This is a genomic window from Agromyces tropicus (genome assembly GCF_039531345.1).
In the GTDB taxonomy this organism is placed as follows: Bacteria; Actinomycetota; Actinomycetes; order Actinomycetales; family Microbacteriaceae; genus Agromyces; species Agromyces tropicus.
This window is the reverse complement of record NZ_BAAAPW010000002.1, coordinates 637,422-655,317: the sequence shown is the minus strand read 5'-3', so window position 1 is coordinate 655,317 and position 17,896 is coordinate 637,422. Positions and strand designations below refer to the sequence as shown.

The following is a 17,896-nucleotide window of genomic DNA, read 5'->3' as shown; positions in this document are numbered from 1 at the left end:
CTACCGTGGAACGGTGCAGATCACGGTGCTCGCAGGCGGGGTCGGGGGCGCGCGCTTCGCGCGCGGCGTGCGCGAGGAGGCCGCTCGGCGCTGGCCGGCCGATGCCGACGCGCCACCGGCGGCCGACGGCACCCCGGCGACCCGCGCCGACGTGACCGTCGTCGTCAACACCGGCGACGACCTCTGGCTGTCGGGCGTGCGGCTCATGCCCGACTTCGACTCGCTGCTGTACGCCCTCGCGGGCGTGAACGACGCCGAGCGCGGGTGGGGCCGGGCCGGCGAGTCGGAGCGCGTCGCGGCCGAGTTGCGCGAATGGGGCGTCGGCTGGCCGTGGTTCACGCTCGGCGACCTCGACCTGGGCACGCACCTCGCGCGCACGTCGTGGCTGCGCGAGGGCCTGGCGCCGTCGGACGTGGCCGAACGGCTCCAGCGCCGCTGGCGGCTCGGGGTCCGGCTGCTGCCCGCGACCGATGCCGAGGTCGACACGCACGTGCGGATCGACCCCGCGCATCCCGATGCCGGCGGTCGCGACGAGCTGCACTTCCAGGAGTGGTGGACGCGCTACCGCGCGTCGATCCCGGCGCTCGGGTTCGCCCAGCGGAACCTCGCCGAGGCCCGGCCGGCTCCCGGCGTCGGGGCGGCGATCGCCGACGCGGACGTCGTGCTCCTCGCCCCCTCGAACCCGGTCGTGTCGATCGGCACGATCCTCGGCGTGCCCGGCGTCCGCGAGGCCCTCGCGGAGACCGCGGCGCCGGTCGTCGGCGTCTCCCCCGTCATCGGCGGGCGCGTGGTGCGCGGCATGGCCGACGCGTGCCTCTCGGCGATCGGCGTCGAGACGGATGCCGCGGCCGTCGCGCGCCACTACGGCGCCCGCACCACGGGCGGCGTGCTCGACGGCTGGCTCGTCGACGAGGCCGATGCGAGCGCCGTGCCCGGCCTCGTCGCCGACGGGTTCGCCGCGGCATCCGTCCCGCTCTGGATGCGCGACCGCGAGACCTCCGCCGCACTGGCGGGCGCGGCGCTCGACCTCGCGGTCGGCGCCGCGCCCGCGGGGCGCGACTGACTCAGCGCTCGTTCTGCGGCACCGGGATCACCGGGCACTCGAAGTAGCGCGTGATGTCGCCGACGACGAGGTCGCCCGCGTCGGCGGCGGCCCAGAGCTCCGTTGCGGAGTCGAGCACGCCGTCGCCGTCGAGGTCGCCCGAGGCCAGTGCCGCGGCGTAGCCGTCGGGCAGGTGCACCTCGGTGATCGCCCAGCGTCCGCCGCGGAAGCCGGGGTCGCCGGGTGCGGCCGGGGTGACGTTCGCCTGGGTGCCCTCCGGGAAGGCGTAGAGCGGCTGGAACGAGTCGGCCGGCGCGCCCGTGCCCGAGAAGTCGGTCGGCGTGCCGACGGTGCGGTACAGCTCGCCGTCGGCCCAGAACGCGGGTCCGCTGACGCCCGCGGCGTTCGCCGCCGGTGCGCCGATCAGCACCCCGCCGGCGGCGAGGGCGAAGGTGGCGGCCGCGCCGAGCAGCGGGCGGATCCGGGTGGTGTGCATGAGGTTCCCCTTCCGTTCGACCGCCGGTCCGGCGGCCTTCCAGCAGTCAATGCCGGAGCGGTCGCGGCGGCGACGGGGCAGCGGTGACGGAGCGCTTACCGTTCCCTTACACGGGGCTTACGGCGGCGGCGCGGGGCGTCCGGCGCCGTCAGGGGATGTAGTCGACGAGTCCCTGCGGAGCGACGGCCGCACGGTAGCGCTCGACCAGCTCGCGCCATCCGAAGCCCTCGGTGTACTCGTGCTCGTAGACGGCCTCGGTGAAATGCCAGAGCAGGTAGGGATGGGCCCCGAGCGCGTACAGCGCGCCGAAGTCGCGCTCCGCGAATGCAGCCTGTTCGGCGTCGGTGAGGACCCGGTCGTCGGCCGGAGCTGCGGGCGTCCCACCGCCCGCGAGCCAGCGCTCGACGAACGCGGGCGGGTCGGCGACGTACTCGGCGACGGTCGCATCGCCGAGCTCGACCGCCCGGATGAACTTGTCGACCATGTACGCGCTCATCAGCGGGTGCTCCAGAGGAAGAACGGACTCGTTGAGAAGCGCGATTCCGGCACGTCGACGAAGTCGGCGGCGCGGCCGCCCATCGCCGCGAGCGCCGCGACCGCGTTCAGGTACTGGGAGGTCATGCTGCCGGCCGCCGTCAGCCGGTCGACGTCGCTGCACACGCGGATCGCGCCGTCGAGGTCGCCGTCGCGCATCCACGCCGTCGCCGCCGCGTCGAACCCGGGGTCCGGGGAGCCCGCGAAGGTGCGCGGCCCGCCGACGTCGTTGGCCATGTGGCCGGAGGTGAGGAGTCCGACCCGCGCGTCGACGTCCCACTCCTCGATCGCGCGGCGCACGTGCTCGCCCAGGGCGACGAACCGCCGCACCGACGGCACCGGCGGCATCGACGCGTTCGCGTGGATCGGCACGATCGGGAGATCCAGCTCGGGCCGGACGTACTGCAGCGGGATGACGAACGCGTGGTCGAGGCGCCACTCGAGGCTGACGGAGAAGTCGATCGCGTCGGGCTGCACGCTCCGCCCCGCGATCCGGTCGGCGAGCGCGCGGTGGCCCGTCACCTCGGCGTACTCCATGCCGAACGTGCGCACCTCGTTCTCCCACGTGCCGTGGTACGCCTCGGCCTTGCCGATCGCGAACGCCGGCGAGTTGTCGTAGAAGAACTGCCGCAGGTGGTCGGTGCCGATGACGACGAGCGCGTCGAGCTCGTGCGCCGCGACCGCCTCGCGGATGCGCGCGAAGTCCGCGGCGATCGGCCGGAGGTCGTCGGGTACGGGGTCGGTCATCGCCCGCCAGAGCAGCGGGTTGTGCGGCGTGACCGCGGCGAGTGCGAGCTCGGCCATCTGGGTCCTTTCCGGGCGGGTCGGTCCTGGTGCTCGGGAGTCCGTCAGATCCCGAACAGCCCGCGGGCGTTGTCGAGCAGGATCTTCCGTCGCGACTCCTCCTTGAAGGGGAGCTCGGCGAACTCGTCCATCCATCGGTCGGCGGTCATCACCGGCCAGTCCGAGCCGAAGAGGACGCGATCGGTGATCAGCGAGTCGGCGTACCGCACGACCTCGGGCGGCAGGTACTTCGGCGCCCATCCGGAGAGGTCGAGGTACACGTTCGACTTGTGCCAGACCATCGCGAGGTTCTCGAGGTGCCACGGCCAGGCCGGGTGCGCGCTGATGATCTTCAGCTCGGGGAACTCGGCGGCGACGTCGTCGAGGTACGGGATCGGCCGGGCGTTCTCGAGGCGGTAGCCGCCGCCGCCGGGCGTGCCGGCGCCGGCGCCGGGGAAGCCCGCGTGGAACATCACGACCAGCCCGAGCTCGGCGCAGGCCTCCCAGATCGGGAAGAAGCGTCGGTCGTTGGGCAGGAACCGCTGCCGCGACGGGTTGAGCTCGCCGACGCCCTTGATGCCGTACTCGGCGTGCATGCGCCGGATCTCCGCGATCGCGGCCTCGCCCTTCCACGGGTCGATCCCCGCGAAGGCCAGGAAGACGTCGGGATGGTCGGCCTGGGCCCGGCCGAGCAGGTCGTTCGGCGCGCCCTTGATCCCCGAGGTCGTCTCGGAGTCCGAGTTCACGATGACCGCCATCATCCGCCGGTCGCGGTAGCGGTCGGCCTGCTCGGCGAACGACACCACGGGCCGCTCGCGCCCGAAGTGCTTCGCCATCTGCTGGTGGCGGGCGCCCATCGCGGCGAGGAACTCCTCGGTCTGCGGGTGCGTGTGCACGTCGATGGCGACGAGGTCGTCGGGGCTGGTCATGCGCGGGTCCCTTCGGCGGCAGCGGATGCCGCGGTGACGGCGGGTGCCGTCGTGGCGGAGGTCGTGGGCGCGGCGCCCGCGGCGCCGACCAGGTCGGCGTTCGCCTCGCCGAGCTGCGGTGCGGCGCGCAGCCGCGGCCGGCCGCTCCGGCGGAAGCGGGTGCTCGGAACCGGGACGCGCAGCGGTGTGCCGTCGTGCCCGTCGATCTCCTCGACGAGGCCCATCGACGCGACCTGCGGATCGTCGAACAGGTCGGCGACGGTGTTGAGGGGACCGTGCGGGATGTCGCGCTCGACCAGTCGGTCGAGCCAGTGCTGTCGCGGCATCCGCGCCGTGGCGGCCTTCAGCTCGGCGTCCAGCGCGTCGTAGTTCGCCACACGGGCCTCGCGCGTCGCGAACCGCGGGTCCGCGGCGAGTTCGGGGCGCTCGAGCGCGTCGAGCAGGCCGGTCCAGAACTTCTCGGGCACCGACATGTGCACGACGAAGGCCCTGCCGTCGGCGCCGACGCAGGCGTAGGCCTGGGCACGCCGCGGCCGGGAGTCGGGGCCGGCCACCTGGCCGGTCTCGAGGTACGTCGAGGCGGCCTCGGTGAGGAAGTCGATGAGCGATCCGACCATCGAGACCTCGACGTGCTCGCCGCGGCCGTCGACGTCGCGTGCGTGGAGGGCGGCGAGCACGGCCTGTGCCGCCGACATCCCCGAGAGCAGGTCGGAGAAGGCCGGCCCGAGCGGGCGCAGCGTCTCGGCCGGCACGACCTGGCTGTACATCGCACCGACCGCCGAGATCACGGTGTCGTACGCGGGGCGGCGCGCGTACGGGCCGGCGGCGCCGAAGCCCGTGACGGAGCAGCTGATCAGCCGCGGGTTGAGCTCGCGCAGCACGTCCGGCCCGAACCCGAGCCGCTCGGCCACGCCGGGGCGGAAGTTCTCGATGAGCACGTCGGCGGTGCGCGCGAGGTCGAGCAGCGCCGACAGCCCCTCGTCGGTCTTGAGGTCGAGCACGACGGCGCGCTTGCCGCGGTTGTAGGCCGCGAACTGGGGGCTCATCGTGCCGTGCCCCTCCCAGCGGCGCATCGGGTCGCCCTCCGGCGACTCGACCTTCACCACCTCGGCGCCGAGGTCCGCCAGGACCTTGGCCGCGTAGGGCCCTGAGATGTACTGGCCGAGCTCGACGACGCGGATGCCGGCGAGGGGGCCGCCGGCCGGCGTCTCGTGGTCGCGGGTCATCGGGTCTGCTCCTCTCGGTGCTCGTCCCTGAGGTCGTCCGGCCGTGTGTCGAGCACGGTCCAGCCTCGCTGCACGAGCACGAGGTGGAGCGGCACGGCACGGCCGACCAGGGCGGTCACGGGGCATCGGCGGGCGGCCTCGCGCAGGAGCGTGACCGCGTCCTGCGGCGCCGCGTCGTCGTCGATGCGGACCTCGACGACGAACCAGAGCGGGTGGGCGGGAGCGCCCTCGACGAGGTGCTCGCCGCGCAGGTCGAGGCAGGTCCGCACCTGGGCCTCGAGCGAGCGGACCTCGACGTCGGCCGCCGACCAGGTCTTCGCGACCCAGCCGAGCATGCAGAAGGCGATCGAGCTCAGCAGGTATCGCATGGGGCTCGGCGCGGAGCCGTGCCCGCCGCGCTCGGCGGATTCGTCGGATCGGAACTCGTACCGCGAGCCGTACTGCTCGAACTCGGAGACGGCGGTCACGTCGCCCTCGAGCCGGGCCGCGACCCACGGCCGCATCCGGGCGGATGCCGCGTCGGCGCGCGTGCGCTGCGAGATGCGCTGCAGCGAGGCGCGCAGCCGCGGTCGGTCGATGAGGTCAGCGGACATCGATGATCACCTTTCCGGGCGTGGTCGTCGGGAACTCCCGATAGGCGCGTCGCACGTCGTCGAGCGGGTAGCGTGCGCCGATCCGCGGGTGCACCGCGCCGCTGCGGACGAGGTCGAGCGCCCGCCGGACGTGCGCGAGGTCGGCGCTCGCGACGCCGGCCAGCGACCGACGGCCGAGGTAGAACGCCCGGGCGTCGATCTCGAGTCGGGCGTCGACGGATGCCGCGCAGAACGCCGCGCGGCCGCCCCAGTCCAGCGCGGCGACGGCCTGCCCGAGCAGCCGGGCGCTGCCGCTGACGTCGACGACGGCGTCGAACCGCTCGTCCGCGGCGAGCCGGCCCGTGAGGTCGGCCTCGTCGCCGATGGTGAGCGCGCGCACGCCGCCGGGTGCGTCGGCGAGCGGATGCCGCGACGCGGCGGTCACGTCGGCGCCGAGGTGCGCGCCGTACTCCACCGCGGCGCGCCCCAGCGTGCCGCCGGCGCCCGTGACGAGGAGGCGGTCGCCCGGCCGGACGTCGGCGGCGTCGAAGACGTTGAGGACGATCGGGAGGCTGTGCACCGTGGCGGTCGCGGTCGCGGCGTCGAGCCCGTCCCGGTCGAACGCGACGGCGTCGGGCACGACGACGGTCTCGCCGGCGCCGCCGTCGCGATGGACGCCGACGACGGACTGGGCGGGGCACCGCGCCTCCCGCCCGCTGCGGCAGTCGGCGCAGCGGCCGCAGGGGATGTTGGGCTTCACGACCACGCGGCGCCCGATCCGGTCGGCATCGACGCCCGGACCGACGGCGACGATCGTGCCGGCGGGGTCGATCCCGAGCACGCGCGGGAGCTTCGCCGCCGCGCCGGGGCCGCGACCCGCGATGACGTTGAGGTCGAGCTGGTTGACGCCCACGGTCTCGACCCGGATCCGGACCTCGCCGGCCCCCGGCGCGGGCTCGTCGACCTGCGCGACGGTGAGACCGTCGAGGCCGTGGGCCTGGAGGAGAGCTGCGCGCACGGGATCCGCCTCGTCTTCCGTTCGGTCGCGGCATCCGTGCCGCTTTGGATACCGTATCCAAAATCAGCCGCAGGGTCCAGACCGCGTGCCTTTCATGGTCTCCCGAAGACGTCCGTCAGGAAACCATGGACAGGTGTGCACGTTTTGGATACGGTATCCACCAATTCGCGAGCGGCTCCGCTCCCCGGCGCGGCCGACCGCGAGTCCAACCCGCCAAGAATGGAGTGTCATGCGCAGATCCATCCCTCGTTCCGGCCTTGCCGCGGCGGCCGGCCTGGCAGTGTTCGCACTGCTGACCGGTTGCGCCGCCAGCGACCCCGGAGCGGAAGCAGAACCCGTCGACCTCGCCGACGGCGAGCCCGGCGAGGCCGAGGACACGGCCATCACGGTCGCGATCCCGTTCCCCGACGTGACCATGTACTCGATGTACGTGCTCGGCACCGACCTCGGCTACTACGAGGAGGAGGGGCTCACCGTCGAGGTGATCACCGCCGACAACGTGACGGCCGCCGTCGCCTCGGGGAGTGCCGACATCGGCGTCGAGTCGACCGGCACCGTGATCGAGGCGATCCGCGGCGGCGTCGACGTCGACCTGGTCTCCGGCCACTACTGCCGGCAGAACTTCGACTTCGCCGTGCAGCCCGACATCGACTCCGTCGAGGACCTCGACGGCACGTCGATCGTCCTCGCCGGCACGCCCGGCGACCCCGCCGAGTTCCAGCGCGCCCTCGTGCTCTCCGAGCAGGGCTGGGACCTCGACGGCGTGAACGTCGAGATCGTCTACCCTGGCCCCGGCTCGGAGTCGTGGACCGAGTTCTTCGTGAACGACCGGATCACCCTGCAGCCGTTCTACGGCGACGACCGGCCGGCGCTCGAGGAGCACGACGCGAAGTTCCCGGTGGAGGCGCTGCGGAACTGGGCGAACGACGTCATGGTCGCGGGCAGCGGCTACGTGCAGGAGAACCCGAACACGCTCGTGCGGTTCCTGCGGGCGACGCTGAAGGCGGTCGACTACATGACCGCCCCGGCGCCGGGCGAGTTCCCGGACAACGTCGGCGAGGTGCTCGACATCTACGAGGCGAACGACTTCGACGTCGACGCGCTCCGCGGATCCGACAGCCCCTGGGTGCTCGACGGCCACCTCGCGTGCCAGAACCTCTACTTCGACACCGAGGCCTGGGACACGACGGTCGAGACGCAGAGTCTCGAGCCGATCGAGTTCGACTCGTCGCAGCTCGTGTACCTCGAGAAGGCGCAGGCACTGCTCGGCCTCGACAACGCCGGCCCGGAGGAGCTCCCCTACCCCTGACCGGATCCCGCACCATCGACGGGCCCTCGCCGCAGCGCATGACGGCGGGGGCCCGTCGCGTGCCCGACGCACCCCGCCCGGGCGGACGTTTCGCTGAGGTCGCACGAACCGACGTGTCCCCCCGCGCCCGGCCGTCGATTCTGGCGACATCACGGGCGGTGTCGCGCGCGTGGTGCGCGGACGGAGCGGCCGGCCCCCGTCATCGCGCATGAAACGGGGGCCGGCGGTCTGTGGGGCGGGCGGATGCCGCGTCAGCCGCCCGGCGCGCGGGATGGCGCACCGGCCGGCCCCGAGGCATCCGCCCGTGACGGCACCGCCGCGATCGCCTCGATCTCGAACCGGTACTCGGGGCCGGCGAAGCCGGCGACCTGCACGAGCGTCGACACGGGGAAGTCGTGCGTGAAGTACCGCGCGCGGATCTCGCGCACGTCGTCGCGCACGAGCCGGAAGTCGTCTCGGACGAACACGTTCACCTTGACGACGTCGGCAGGGGTCGCGCCGGCGGCATCGAGCACCGCGGCGAGGTTGGCGAAGGCGAGCTCGACCTGCTCGCGGGTGTCGGCCGGCATGGTGCCGTCCGCCCGCATGCCGATGATGCCGCTGACGAACACGAGGTCGCCGCCGGAGACGCGGATGGCCTGGCTGAAGTCCGCCGTCGGCGGGTACACCCCGACGGGTTCGACGATCTGCTTGCGCATCGCGGCCCCTACGACGCCCCGACGATCCTGCGGTCGTCGTACCAGGGCGCGAGGCGCCGCCGCAGGGCGGAGATGAGCCAGAGCGTGAGGTTGGCGATGATCACCATGACGATGACCATGGCGATCGCCTCCGCCATCATGAACTGGTACGCCGCGAACTCGAGCAGGTGCCCGAGCCCGCCCGTGCCGCCGAGGAACTCGCCGAGCACCTCGCCCGTGAAGCCCAGCGCGGCACCGCGCTGGATGCCCGACAGGCTGTACGGCAGCGTCGCCGGGAAGATCACCTTCCAGCCGAGGTACACGCCGTTCACCCCGAAGACGCGACCCGCGTTCACGAGCGACGGGCTCACGGTGACGGCGCCCTCCATCGTGTTGAGGATGATCGGGAACACCGCGAGCAGGAACACGAGCGCGATCTTCGATTCGTTGCCGAGCCCCAGGATCAGGATGAAGAGCGGCGCGAGCGCCACCTTGGGTGTCGAGTACAGCAGCCACAGGAAGGGCGCCACGGTGAAGCGCAGCACGGGCGACCAGCCCACCGCGAGGCCGACGACCACGCCGACGACGATCGCGAGCGCGAGGCCGATCAGCAGGTTCCCCATGCTGTACGCGAACGCCTGCCAGAACTCCGGCTCGCCGAGGAGTCGAACGAACGCGGCGAGGATCTCGGTGGGCGGCGGCAGGAACACCGCGGGCACGAGCTGCAGCCAGCTCACCGCGGCCTCCCAGGCCAGCAGGACGGCGGCGACGACGCCGACGAGCAGCCACGCCCACCGGCCCTCGCCGGAGCGGACGACGCGGCGCGGACGGACGATGCGGTTCGTCCCGGTCGCAGAGGTGACGGTCATCGGCGTGCCTTCCTCGTCCACGGCGCGACCCAGCGCTCCACGAGGGTCACCACCTGCGTCATGCCGACGCTCCACACCACGACGAGCGCGATCGCCGCGAACGCCTGGTCGGTCTGGTACGTGTTGGCGGCGCGGATGATGACCGCGCCCATGCCCTGCGCCGAACCCGTGAGCTCGGCGACGACCATGCCGATCGTCGCGAGCACGACCGCCTGCCGGAGCCCCGCGAACAGGAACGGCACGGTCGACGGCAGGTACACCGAGCGGTAGAGCTGGAACCGCCCGGCGCCGAACACCGTGCCGGCCCGGATGATCGACGGGTTGGTCGTCCGCATGCCCGCCGCCACGTTCAGCAGGATCGGGAAGACCGCGCTGATCGCGACGAGGAAGATCACCGGACCGATGCCGAACCCGAACCACGCCTTCGCGAGCGGCTGGTACGCGATCGTCGGCGTCGCGTAGATCGTCCATGCGATCGGCCCGACCACCCGGTCGACGGGCAGCGACGTGCCCATCAGCAGGCCCAGCGGGATCCCGATCCCGACCGCGATCGCGAAGCCCGTGAGCCACGCCTGCAGCGACACGAGCGCGTTCGTCGCGAGGACGCCGCTCGACCACAGCTCGAGGAAGCCCTGCCAGATCGCCGACGGCGGCGGGAAGAAGACCGGGTTGATCCAGCCCAGCACGCCGACGACGAGCTGCCAGAGCGCGAGCATCACGACGACCTCGCCGGCGAGCACGAGCACCTTGCCGCGCGGACTCAGCCCGGCGAGCCAGGCGCCGACGCCCCCGCGGCCGAGGTTCGGCCCCGAGGCGAGGAAGGCGCTCACTTCGACACCGCCGCGGCGGTCGCCTCACCCTGCAGCGCGTCCCACAGGTGGTCGCGGAGCTCGAGGAAGCGGGGATCGCTCTGGATGCTGCGCTCCGAGCGCGGACGCTCCAGGCCGGTCTCGATGACCTCCTTGACCGCACCCGGGTGGCTCTTGAACACGACGATGCGATCGCCCAGCAGGATCGCCTCCTCGATCGAGTGCGTGATGAAGAGCACCGTCTTGCCGGTGGCGGCGATGAGCTTCTCGATCTCGGCGCGCATGACCTCGCGCGTGAGGGCGTCGACCGCGCCGAGCGGCTCGTCCATGAGCAGGATCCTCGGCTCGGCGACGATCGCGCGGGCGAGGCCCACGCGCTGCTGCATGCCGCCCGAGAGCTCGCGCGGATAGGCGTGCTCGAAGCCGCTGAGGCCGACGAGCTCGACCGCCTCCTGCACGCGGTCGCGCCATCCGCTGCCCTTGAGCCCCTTCTGCATCTCGAGCCCGAACCTCACGTTGTCGAACACCGTTCGCCACGGCAGCAGCGCGTAGTCCTGGAACACGACCGCCCGGTCGGGGCCGGGGCCCGTGACCGGTTCCCCGGCCACGAGCACCTTCCCCGCACTGGGCTTCACGAGCCCCGCGATCACGTTCATGAAGGTCGTCTTGCCGCAGCCCGATGGGCCGAGCACGGTCACGAACTCGCCCTCGCGGACGTCGAGGTCGACGCCCTCGATCGCCACGAGCTTCTCGCCGGTCCGGGCCACGTCGTAGCTGACGCCCAGGCCGCGCACCGAGATCAGGGACGGAGCGGATGCCTCATCCTCCGTCGGCTCGATGGTCGTCGTCATCGCAATACCCTCCTCCACGCTCACGGGGCACGCTCGCTCAGGTCAGCGCCGGCTCGGCGGCGCGCTCGCGCATCTTCGGCAGCACCTCGGTGCCGAGCAGCTCGATCTGCTCGAAGAAGCGGTCGAACTTGAACCGGAAGTCGAACACGAGGTGCTCGGTGCCGATGGCCTCGAACTTCCGGAGCTCCTCGACCGCCTCGTCGGGGTCGCCGACGATGAGCTGGCCCTCCAGGTCCTCGACCGTCTCGAACGTACCCGAGGGCGGCTTGACGGCGAACTTCGCCTTGTTCGCCCAGGCGAGCAGGCCCGGCACGTTGACGTGCTTCAGCGCCTCCTCGCGCGTCTCCTCGATGGAGGTCGGCGGGATCACCGACACCGTCGGCATCGGGCGGCCCGAGGCATCCGTGAGCTCGCGCATGTTGGCGATGCGCTTCTCCATGGTCGCCAGCGAGATGCGCCCCGGCATCCAGCCGTCGGCGTACTCGGCGGCCAGGCGCGCCGAGCGGGGCGTCGCGCCGCAGTACCAGAACGGCACGCGGCCGCCGACGGGCTTCGGCTCGATCGTGACGTTGTCGAACGAGAAGATCCCGTCGTCGTAGGTGACGTCGTTCTCGGTGAACACGCGCTTGAGGATCTCCGCGTTGGAGCGGACCGCCTCGACGCGGTCGAGGTCGCCCCAGCCGATCGCCTCGAACTCGTGGTCGAAGGTGCCGGCGCCGAAGCCGAGGATGAGCCGGGGCCCGACGAGCTGGGTGATCGTGCCGGCCATGAGCGCCGTGATGAGCGGGTGGCGGAACGGGATGAGCGACCCGGTGCCGAGCTCGAGCTTCTCGGTGACCGCGCCGATCGCGGTGAGCGTCGTGAGCGCGTCGTAGAAGGTGCGGTTCGGCTTCTCCATCTCGCCGTGGGGCTCGAAGACGAGGTGGTCGCGAACCCACACCGAGTCGAAGCCCATCCTCTCGGCGAGCTGCGAGCCCTCGAGCAGCTTCTCGCGGCTCGCCTCCTCGCCGAAGTGCGGCAGCAGCAGTCCGAATTTCATCGCCATGTCAGTTCCCTTCCGTTCCGGCCGCCTCGGCCGCGAGTTCGGCCGGCGCGGCCGCGAGCTTCCCGTATCCGGGCTCGCCGACGACGGCGCCGTCGGCGTAGACGTCCCGGCCGCGCACGATGGTGCGCTCGATCCGGGTGCTGATGGTGCGGCCGTCGTACGGCGTCCATCCGGTCTTCGAGAGCACGTCGTCGTTCGTGATCGTCCACTCGTGCTGCATGTCGGCGATCACGACGTCGGCGTCGGCGCCGACCTCGAGCGTGCCCTTGGTGCCGGCCAGGCCGAACTTCTCGGCGGGGATCCGGGCGACCATGTCGACCGCGCGCTCGAGCGTGAGCTCGCCGCGGTTGACGGCGTCGAGCATGAGCTCGTAGTAGTACTGGATCCCCGGCGTGCCGGTGTGGGCGCTCCACATCTCGGTCCAGCCGATCTCCTTCTCCTCGCGGGTGTGCGGGGCGTGGTCCGAGCTCGCGATGTCGATCGTGCCGTCGCGCATGCCCTCCCACACGGCCGCGCGGTTGTCGTCGGGCACCCAGTACGACAGGGCGTACGGCCCCAGCGTCTCGACGTCCTTCCACGTGGAGAGGAACGGCGCCCAGTGGTTGACCTCGCAGGTCACGTCGACGCCGGCCGCCTTGGCGCGGCGGACGGCCTCGATCGAGCGGCGCGTCTGGATGTGGGCGATGTGCACGGGGCATCCGGATGCCTCGGCGAGGCGCAGCACGACGTCGATCGCCGTGTCCCAGATGACGCCCTCGCGCTCGGCGTACGCCGACGCGTAGCCCTGCGGCGTGTTCTCGCCGCGCGCGAGGTAGCGACCCTCGATGTAGTCCATCAGCGCCTGGTCGTGCGGGTGCACGATGAAGCGCACGCCGGTGCCCGCGATCCGGTCCATGATCTCGAGCAGGTGCCCGTGGTCGTGGATGCCGGTCCCCGCCGGGTGGGGGTAGGTGCGGCCGGTGTCGACGACCATGTAGATCTTGAAGGCCCGGATGCCCATCTCGGCCATCGGCACGATCTCGTCGAACTTCGTCGGCGCCGGGTTGTGGTTCCAGTCGACGAGGGACGTCGACCCGTAGCGCTCGAAGACGTCGGTCAGCGTCTCGACGTCGACGGTCGGCGGGTTGAGGTTCGGCATCCCGAAGATCGTCGTGACGCCGCCGGCGGCGGCCTGGCGGGTCGTGGTGAGGATGTCGTCCTTGTGCTCGTACCCGGGCTCGCGGGTGTGCACGTGGACGTCGACCATGCCGGGCAGCACGAGCCGCCCGGTGGCATCGATCGTGCGGTCGGAGTCGACGGCGACGTCGGGGGCGACGAGGCCGGCGATCCGGCCGTCGTGCACGAGCAGGTCGGCGGTGGTGGGGCCGGACGGCGTCACGACGACGCCGCCGGCGATCCTGAGGTCGATGGTCACTGCGGTGCCTCCATGCGCTCGATGGCCTCGCCCTGGCCGGGCGAGCGGGTGGTGCGGACGTCGACGTCGCTCGGACGCACGTGGCGGTCGAGCCAGTCGACGATCAGCGGGGTGGTCTGCTCCCAGTAGCGGTCGTAGGCGGCGTAGTGGGTGGTGTGCCGCTGCATGACGAGCTGCTTGGGACCGCGCGCGGCCGCGTACAGCCGCTCCGCGTGGTCGGTGGGGGTGGTCGCGTCGCCCTCGACGCCGATGACGAGGAGGGGCGTGGTGAGCCGCGACGCCGCGTCGATCGGCCGGTAGGCGAGGATCTCGTCCGCGCACGAGAGCGGGATGGCGGAGGGGATGCGGTCGTCGACGTCGGCCTTGATCGTGGTCGCCCGACGCTCCGGCGTGGGCACCATGATCTCCTCGCGCGGGTGCACGAGCCGCCCCTCGCCGGTCGCGACGCGGACGCGGCGGTCCTCCTCGAGCCCGGCGAGGAAGGCGAGCCACTCGTGCTCCTGGCGCATGCGGTGCAGCCAGTCGGTGCCGTCGGCGACCGGGACCTGGCTCACGGCGGCGCGGATGCGCGGGTCGGCGTCGGCGAGGAGCACGGCGTTGCCGCCTCCGGTGCCGCCGGTGCCGAAGACGCCGATGGCGTCGGCCACGACGTCGTCGCGCGTCGTCAGGTACGTCACGGCGTTCACGAGGTCCTGGAGCTGGCGCGCGGGCGAGAGGATGCCGCGGTCGCCGCCGGAGTCGCCGAAGCCGCGGTAGTCGAACACGAGCACGCCGAAGCCGGCGGCGGTGAGCGCCTCGTGGTAGCGCACGTAGAGCCTGGCGTCCTTGAGCCCGAGCCACCCCGGGCCCTGCACGACGGCCCGGAACGGCCCGGGGCCGTCGGGGGTGCGCCAGAGCCCCGCGAGGCGGTCTCCCTCGCTGTAGAACTCGACCGGTGTCGTCTGCATGGATGCGACGTCCTTCCGTTGAACGCTGCGACGCGTTGTCGGGCGTATGCCTGCGCCCGTCCTAGGATCATGCCGGATCTTGGATCCAGAATCCAGTATTGATTTCACTCGACGCCGGTGGGAGGATGGCGACGACCGCCGGTTCGGATTGACCGGTCGGGCCGGCCCGGGATTGGGCCGCGAGTCGCCGACGCTCGTCGGATCACGCACACGCACACGTCCCGGAGGCCCCATGCCCACATTCCCCCGCAGCCCACGACGCACCCACGCGGCCGCACTCGTCGCCGCCGCGGCATCCGTCGCCCTCCTCGCCGGCTGCGCCGGCACCGCCACGGCCGACGGCGATGCCGACGCCGGCACCGACGCCGTCGGCACCGGGTTCCCGGTCACCGTCGACAACTGCGGCACCGAGGTCACCTTCGACGAGGCGCCCCAGCGCGTCGTGACCATCAAGTCGTCGACGCTCGAGCTGCTGCTCGCCCTGGGCCTCGGCGACCGCGTCGTCGGCGCCGCCTTCACCGACGGCCCCGCACCCGACCGCTACGCCGACGCCGCGGCCGGCGTCGAGGTGCTCTCCGACAAGGTGCCGTCGCAGGAGGCCGTGCTCGAGGCCGAGCCCGACCTCGTCTTCGCCGGCTGGGAGTCGAACCTCTCGGCCGAGGGCGCCGGCGAGCGCGACGGGCTCGAGCAACTCGGCGTGCACACCTACGTCGCCCCCGCCGCGTGCAAGGAGGAGGGCTACATGCCCGACCCGCTCACCTTCGACGGCGTCTTCGCCGACTTCGAGGAGGCCGGCGCGATCTTCGGCGTCCCGGACGCCGCGGCCGACCTCGTCGCCGAGCAGCGCGCCGCACTCGACGCGATCCAGCCGGACGACGAGGGCCTCACCGCGCTCTGGTACTCCTCGGGCGACGACCAGCCGTTCGTCGGCGCCGGCATCGGCGCACCCCAGATGATCATGGACGCCGCCGGCCTCACGAACGTCGCCGCGGACGTGCACGACACGTGGACCTCGCTCTCGTGGGAGGCCGTCGTCGACGCCGACCCCGACGTCATCGTGCTCGTCGACGCCGCATGGAACACCGCCGACTCGAAGATCGAGAAGCTCGAGGCGAACCCCGCCACGGCGGCGATGCCCGCCGTGCAGCAGCATCGCTACGTCATCGTCGACTTCCCGTCCACCGAGGCCGGCGTCCGCAACGTCGACGCGGTCGCCTCGATCGTGGAGCAGCTCGGAGCGCGCTGATGGCGACGCAGGCGGGCAGGGCGACGGATGCCGCGGTGCGGCCGTCCGTCGCCACTGCGCGCCCGTCGGACCCCGCCGGCGGGTCGCGCGCGCCGCGCCGCTCGGGCACCGTCACCACGGTCGGCGCGGCCGCCGCGCTCGTCGCGCTGCTCGCGGCATCCGTCGTGCTCGCCGTGACCATCGGGCCGGCCGGGCTCGCGCCCGGAGACGTGCTCGCCTCGGTGGCGGCGCACCTCGGGCTCGGCGAGCCGACCCTCGCGCCGCTCCGCGACGCGATCGTGTGGGAGCTGCGCATGCCGCGCGTGCTCACCGCCGGCGCCGTCGGCGCGGGCCTCGCGATCTGCGGCGTCGTGATGCAGGCGCTCACGCGCAACCCGCTCGCCGACCCGTACCTGCTCGGACTGTCGTCGGGCGCCTCGGTCGGCGCGGTCGTGGTGCTCGTGCTGGGGCTCGCCCTGGCCCTCCCGGTCGCGGCGTTCGCCGGCGCGCTGGCGGCCCTCGCGGCGACCCTGGGACTCGCCCGCGCCGCGGGCGGCCTCAGCCCGACCACGACCGTCCTCGCCGGGCTCGCGGTCTCGGCCGTGTTCGGCGCCGTCACGAGCCTCGTCATCTTCTGGAGCGCCACGACCGACAGCTACCGCGAGATCCTGAACTGGCTGCTCGGCTCGCTCTCGGGCGCCGACTGGCCCGCGGTCGCGCTCGCGGGCACCGCGCTCGCCCTCGTCGGCCTGCCGCTGCTCGCCACGGGGCGCACGCTCGACGCGTTCGCGTTCGGCGACACCGCGGCCGCGGCCCTCGGCGTGCACGTGCCGCGCACCCGCGCCCTGCTGCTCGTCGCGACGGCGCTGCTCACGGGCGCGCTCGTCGCGGTCAGCGGCGCCATCGGGTTCGTCGGGCTCATCCTGCCGCACGCCGTTCGGCTGGTCGTCGGTTCGCGCCACCGCGCGCTGCTGCCGCTGTCGGCGCTCGCGGGCGCCGTGTTCCTCATCTGGGTCGACACGGGCGCGCGCACGCTCTTCGACCCGCGCGAGCTGCCCGTCGGCATCCTCACCGCGCTCGTCGGCGGCCCCGTGTTCGCCGCGCTGCTCCTGCGCACGAGGAGGACGACGTGAACGGACCGGCGAAGCCCGGCGCGGGCCTGGAGGCGTCGCGCGTCTCGTTCGCGCGCGGCGACCGGCTGGTGGTCGACGGCGTCGACGTGACGGTGCCGCGCGGCGCCGTCGCGGCGCTCCTCGGCCCGAACGGCGCCGGCAAGTCGACCTTCCTGCACCTGGTCGCGGGCGTGGTGCCGCCGGAGGTGGCCGCGCTCACCCTCGACGGCGACGACCTCGTCGGCCTCCGCCGCCGCGAGCGCGCGCGTCGCATCGCGCTCGTCGAGCAGGACGCGCAGGTGCCCGACGCGCTCCGCGTCGACCACGTCGTCGGGCTCGGCCGCATCCCCCACCAGTCCGCCTGGGGCGGCGACTCCGCACGCGACCGCGACGTCGTCGCCCGCGCGCTGGCCGCCGCCGAGGCCGACCGCTTCGCGGCGCGCCGCTACGACGAGCTCTCCGGCGGCGAGCGCCAGCGGGTGAACCTCGCCCGCGCGCTCGCCCAGGAGCCCGAGCTGCTGCTCCTCGACGAGCCGACGAACCACCTCGACATCCGCGCGCAGCTCGCGACGCTCGGACTCCTGCGGCGCCTCGCGGCCGACGGGCTCAGCGTGCTGGCGGCCCTGCACGACCTCTCGCTCGCGGCGGCGTACGCCGACCACGTCGTGGTGCTCGCCGACGGCCGCGTGGCGGCGGCGGGCGACCCGGTCGACGTGCTCACGCCGCCGCTGATCCGCGCGGTCTGGGGCGTCGAGGCCACGGTGCTGCGGCATCCGTCGACGGGTCGCCCGCTCATCGCGTTCGCGCCGGCCGGCCCCGCGCCGGACGCGCCGACGGATGCCGCGGCCGACCCGGGCCGCCCGGTCGGCTCGGCGCCCGCGCCCGCCTGAGCGCGCCGACCGGCCGGCTCGGTGCCCGCCTCCTGTTCCGCTCCGCACGTCCCTGCCCCCGCCCCCCGCCCTCACCCCCGCGCCCTCACCCCCGCGCCGCCGACCCCCGCGCGACCGATCACTCGGGAGGAACTTCCGCCCCACCCTC

General features: G+C 73.1%; 19 protein-coding genes. 5 read left to right on the top strand and 14 right to left on the bottom strand.

Annotated features, from left to right (window positions below):
- Positions 1-13 precede the first annotated feature (13 nt).
- On the top strand, positions 14-1,063 hold the full coding sequence (cofD, locus tag ABD230_RS08865) for a 2-phospho-L-lactate transferase (RefSeq protein ID WP_344371906.1): 1,050 nt from the start codon (positions 14-16) through the stop codon (positions 1,061-1,063).
- A 1-nt stretch (position 1,064) separates the two neighbouring features.
- Here cofD and ABD230_RS08860 read toward each other — a convergent pair whose 3' ends face one another.
- From ABD230_RS08860 to ABD230_RS08830, 7 genes are all read right to left on the bottom strand, one after another.
- Positions 1,065-1,538 (bottom strand): hypothetical protein, encoded by a 474-nt coding sequence (locus tag ABD230_RS08860; protein WP_344371903.1) that lies wholly within the window; start codon positions 1,536-1,538, stop codon positions 1,065-1,067.
- Between the two features lie 148 nt (positions 1,539-1,686).
- Positions 1,687-2,034: a hypothetical protein gene (locus ABD230_RS08855; protein ID WP_344371901.1), complete on the bottom strand. Its 348-nt coding sequence runs from the start codon at positions 2,032-2,034 to the stop codon at positions 1,687-1,689.
- The gene (locus tag ABD230_RS08850; RefSeq protein WP_344371899.1) at positions 2,034-2,876 is read right to left on the bottom strand and encodes a DODA-type extradiol aromatic ring-opening family dioxygenase; all 843 of its coding nucleotides are present in this window, start codon (positions 2,874-2,876) and stop codon (positions 2,034-2,036) included. Before ABD230_RS08850 ends, ABD230_RS08855 begins: the two co-directional genes overlap by 1 nt.
- 44 nt (positions 2,877-2,920) lie before the next feature.
- The gene (locus ABD230_RS08845) at positions 2,921-3,784 is read right to left on the bottom strand and encodes an amidohydrolase family protein (RefSeq protein ID WP_344371897.1); all 864 of its coding nucleotides are present in this window, start codon (positions 3,782-3,784) and stop codon (positions 2,921-2,923) included.
- The gene (locus ABD230_RS08840) at positions 3,781-5,010 is read right to left on the bottom strand and encodes a CaiB/BaiF CoA transferase family protein (RefSeq protein WP_344371895.1); all 1,230 of its coding nucleotides are present in this window, start codon (positions 5,008-5,010) and stop codon (positions 3,781-3,783) included. The genes ABD230_RS08845 and ABD230_RS08840 overlap by 4 nt, the downstream gene beginning before the upstream one ends.
- Positions 5,007-5,603: an OsmC family protein gene (locus tag ABD230_RS08835; RefSeq protein ID WP_344371892.1), complete on the bottom strand. Its 597-nt coding sequence runs from the start codon at positions 5,601-5,603 to the stop codon at positions 5,007-5,009. Before ABD230_RS08835 ends, ABD230_RS08840 begins: the two co-directional genes overlap by 4 nt.
- Positions 5,593-6,600 (bottom strand): alcohol dehydrogenase catalytic domain-containing protein, encoded by a 1,008-nt coding sequence (locus tag ABD230_RS08830; RefSeq protein WP_344371891.1) that lies wholly within the window; start codon positions 6,598-6,600, stop codon positions 5,593-5,595. Before ABD230_RS08830 ends, ABD230_RS08835 begins: the two co-directional genes overlap by 11 nt.
- Before the next feature lie 229 nt (positions 6,601-6,829).
- Here ABD230_RS08830 and ABD230_RS08825 point away from each other — a divergent pair, with 229 nt between their 5' ends.
- Positions 6,830-7,909 (top strand): ABC transporter substrate-binding protein, encoded by a 1,080-nt coding sequence (locus ABD230_RS08825; protein ID WP_344371890.1) that lies wholly within the window; start codon positions 6,830-6,832, stop codon positions 7,907-7,909.
- A gap of 251 nt (positions 7,910-8,160) precedes the next feature.
- Here ABD230_RS08825 and ABD230_RS08820 read toward each other — a convergent pair whose 3' ends face one another.
- The 7 genes from ABD230_RS08820 to ABD230_RS08790 are packed head-to-tail and all read right to left on the bottom strand — an operon-like array spanning position 8,161 to position 14,521.
- Positions 8,161-8,607, bottom strand: coding sequence for a RidA family protein (locus tag ABD230_RS08820; RefSeq protein WP_344371888.1), 447 nt, complete (start codon positions 8,605-8,607; stop codon positions 8,161-8,163).
- Between the two features lie 8 nt (positions 8,608-8,615).
- On the bottom strand, positions 8,616-9,455 hold the full coding sequence (locus ABD230_RS08815) for an ABC transporter permease (RefSeq protein ID WP_344371885.1): 840 nt from the start codon (positions 9,453-9,455) through the stop codon (positions 8,616-8,618).
- Positions 9,452-10,285: an ABC transporter permease gene (locus ABD230_RS08810; protein WP_344371883.1), complete on the bottom strand. Its 834-nt coding sequence runs from the start codon at positions 10,283-10,285 to the stop codon at positions 9,452-9,454. The genes ABD230_RS08815 and ABD230_RS08810 overlap by 4 nt, the downstream gene beginning before the upstream one ends.
- Complete coding sequence (locus tag ABD230_RS08805) at positions 10,282-11,115, bottom strand: ABC transporter ATP-binding protein (protein ID WP_344371881.1); 834 nt, start codon at positions 11,113-11,115, stop codon at positions 10,282-10,284. The genes ABD230_RS08810 and ABD230_RS08805 overlap by 4 nt, the downstream gene beginning before the upstream one ends.
- Positions 11,116-11,152: 37 nt before the next feature.
- Positions 11,153-12,160, bottom strand: a complete 1,008-nt coding sequence (locus ABD230_RS08800; protein ID WP_344371878.1) for an LLM class flavin-dependent oxidoreductase — start codon at positions 12,158-12,160, stop codon at positions 11,153-11,155.
- Between the two features lies 1 nt (position 12,161).
- Positions 12,162-13,574 carry a dihydroorotase gene (locus ABD230_RS08795; RefSeq protein WP_344371874.1) on the bottom strand — a complete coding sequence of 471 codons (1,413 nt, stop codon included), beginning with the start codon at positions 13,572-13,574 and terminating at the stop codon, positions 12,162-12,164.
- Positions 13,571-14,521, bottom strand: coding sequence for an alpha/beta hydrolase (locus ABD230_RS08790; RefSeq protein ID WP_344371872.1), 951 nt, complete (start codon positions 14,519-14,521; stop codon positions 13,571-13,573). The genes ABD230_RS08795 and ABD230_RS08790 overlap by 4 nt, the downstream gene beginning before the upstream one ends.
- A 232-nt stretch (positions 14,522-14,753) precedes the next feature.
- Between ABD230_RS08790 and ABD230_RS08785 the strand changes: the two genes are divergently transcribed.
- Genes ABD230_RS08785 through ABD230_RS08775 form a run of 3 tightly spaced genes read left to right on the top strand, consistent with a single transcriptional unit; the run spans position 14,754 to position 17,748 of the window.
- Complete coding sequence (locus ABD230_RS08785; RefSeq protein WP_344371870.1) at positions 14,754-15,767, top strand: putative F420-0 ABC transporter substrate-binding protein; 1,014 nt, start codon at positions 14,754-14,756, stop codon at positions 15,765-15,767.
- Positions 15,767-16,879, top strand: a complete 1,113-nt coding sequence (locus ABD230_RS08780; RefSeq protein ID WP_344371868.1) for a putative F420-0 ABC transporter permease subunit — start codon at positions 15,767-15,769, stop codon at positions 16,877-16,879. The genes ABD230_RS08785 and ABD230_RS08780 overlap by 1 nt, the downstream gene beginning before the upstream one ends.
- Positions 16,876-17,748, top strand: coding sequence for an ABC transporter ATP-binding protein (locus ABD230_RS08775; RefSeq protein ID WP_344371864.1), 873 nt, complete (start codon positions 16,876-16,878; stop codon positions 17,746-17,748). The genes ABD230_RS08780 and ABD230_RS08775 overlap by 4 nt, the downstream gene beginning before the upstream one ends.
- Positions 17,749-17,896: the final 148 nt, after the last annotated feature.

Bases quoted from the DNA above. Each gene is read 5' to 3' on its own strand.
- ABD230_RS08845 (WP_344371897.1), bottom strand. From the start codon at position 3,784: ATGACCAGCCCCGACGACCTCGTCGCCATCGACGTGCACACGCACCCG.
- ABD230_RS08805 (WP_344371881.1), bottom strand. From the start codon at position 11,115: ATGACGACGACCATCGAGCCGACGGAGGATGAGGCATCCGCTCCGTCC.
- ABD230_RS08815 (WP_344371885.1), bottom strand. From the start codon at position 9,455: ATGACCGTCACCTCTGCGACCGGGACGAACCGCATCGTCCGTCCGCGC.
- ABD230_RS08800 (WP_344371878.1), bottom strand. From the start codon at position 12,160: ATGGCGATGAAATTCGGACTGCTGCTGCCGCACTTCGGCGAGGAGGCG.
- ABD230_RS08820 (WP_344371888.1), bottom strand. From the start codon at position 8,607: ATGCGCAAGCAGATCGTCGAACCCGTCGGGGTGTACCCGCCGACGGCG.
- ABD230_RS08855 (WP_344371901.1), bottom strand. From the start codon at position 2,034: ATGAGCGCGTACATGGTCGACAAGTTCATCCGGGCGGTCGAGCTCGGC.
- ABD230_RS08785 (WP_344371870.1), top strand. From the start codon at position 14,754: ATGCCCACATTCCCCCGCAGCCCACGACGCACCCACGCGGCCGCACTC.
- ABD230_RS08835 (WP_344371892.1), bottom strand. From the start codon at position 5,603: ATGTCCGCTGACCTCATCGACCGACCGCGGCTGCGCGCCTCGCTGCAG.
- ABD230_RS08780 (WP_344371868.1), top strand. From the start codon at position 15,767: ATGGCGACGCAGGCGGGCAGGGCGACGGATGCCGCGGTGCGGCCGTCC.
- ABD230_RS08840 (WP_344371895.1), bottom strand. From the start codon at position 5,010: ATGACCCGCGACCACGAGACGCCGGCCGGCGGCCCCCTCGCCGGCATC.
- ABD230_RS08825 (WP_344371890.1), top strand. From the start codon at position 6,830: ATGCGCAGATCCATCCCTCGTTCCGGCCTTGCCGCGGCGGCCGGCCTG.
- ABD230_RS08790 (WP_344371872.1), bottom strand. From the start codon at position 14,521: ATGCAGACGACACCGGTCGAGTTCTACAGCGAGGGAGACCGCCTCGCG.
- ABD230_RS08860 (WP_344371903.1), bottom strand. From the start codon at position 1,538: ATGCACACCACCCGGATCCGCCCGCTGCTCGGCGCGGCCGCCACCTTC.
- ABD230_RS08850 (WP_344371899.1), bottom strand. From the start codon at position 2,876: ATGGCCGAGCTCGCACTCGCCGCGGTCACGCCGCACAACCCGCTGCTC.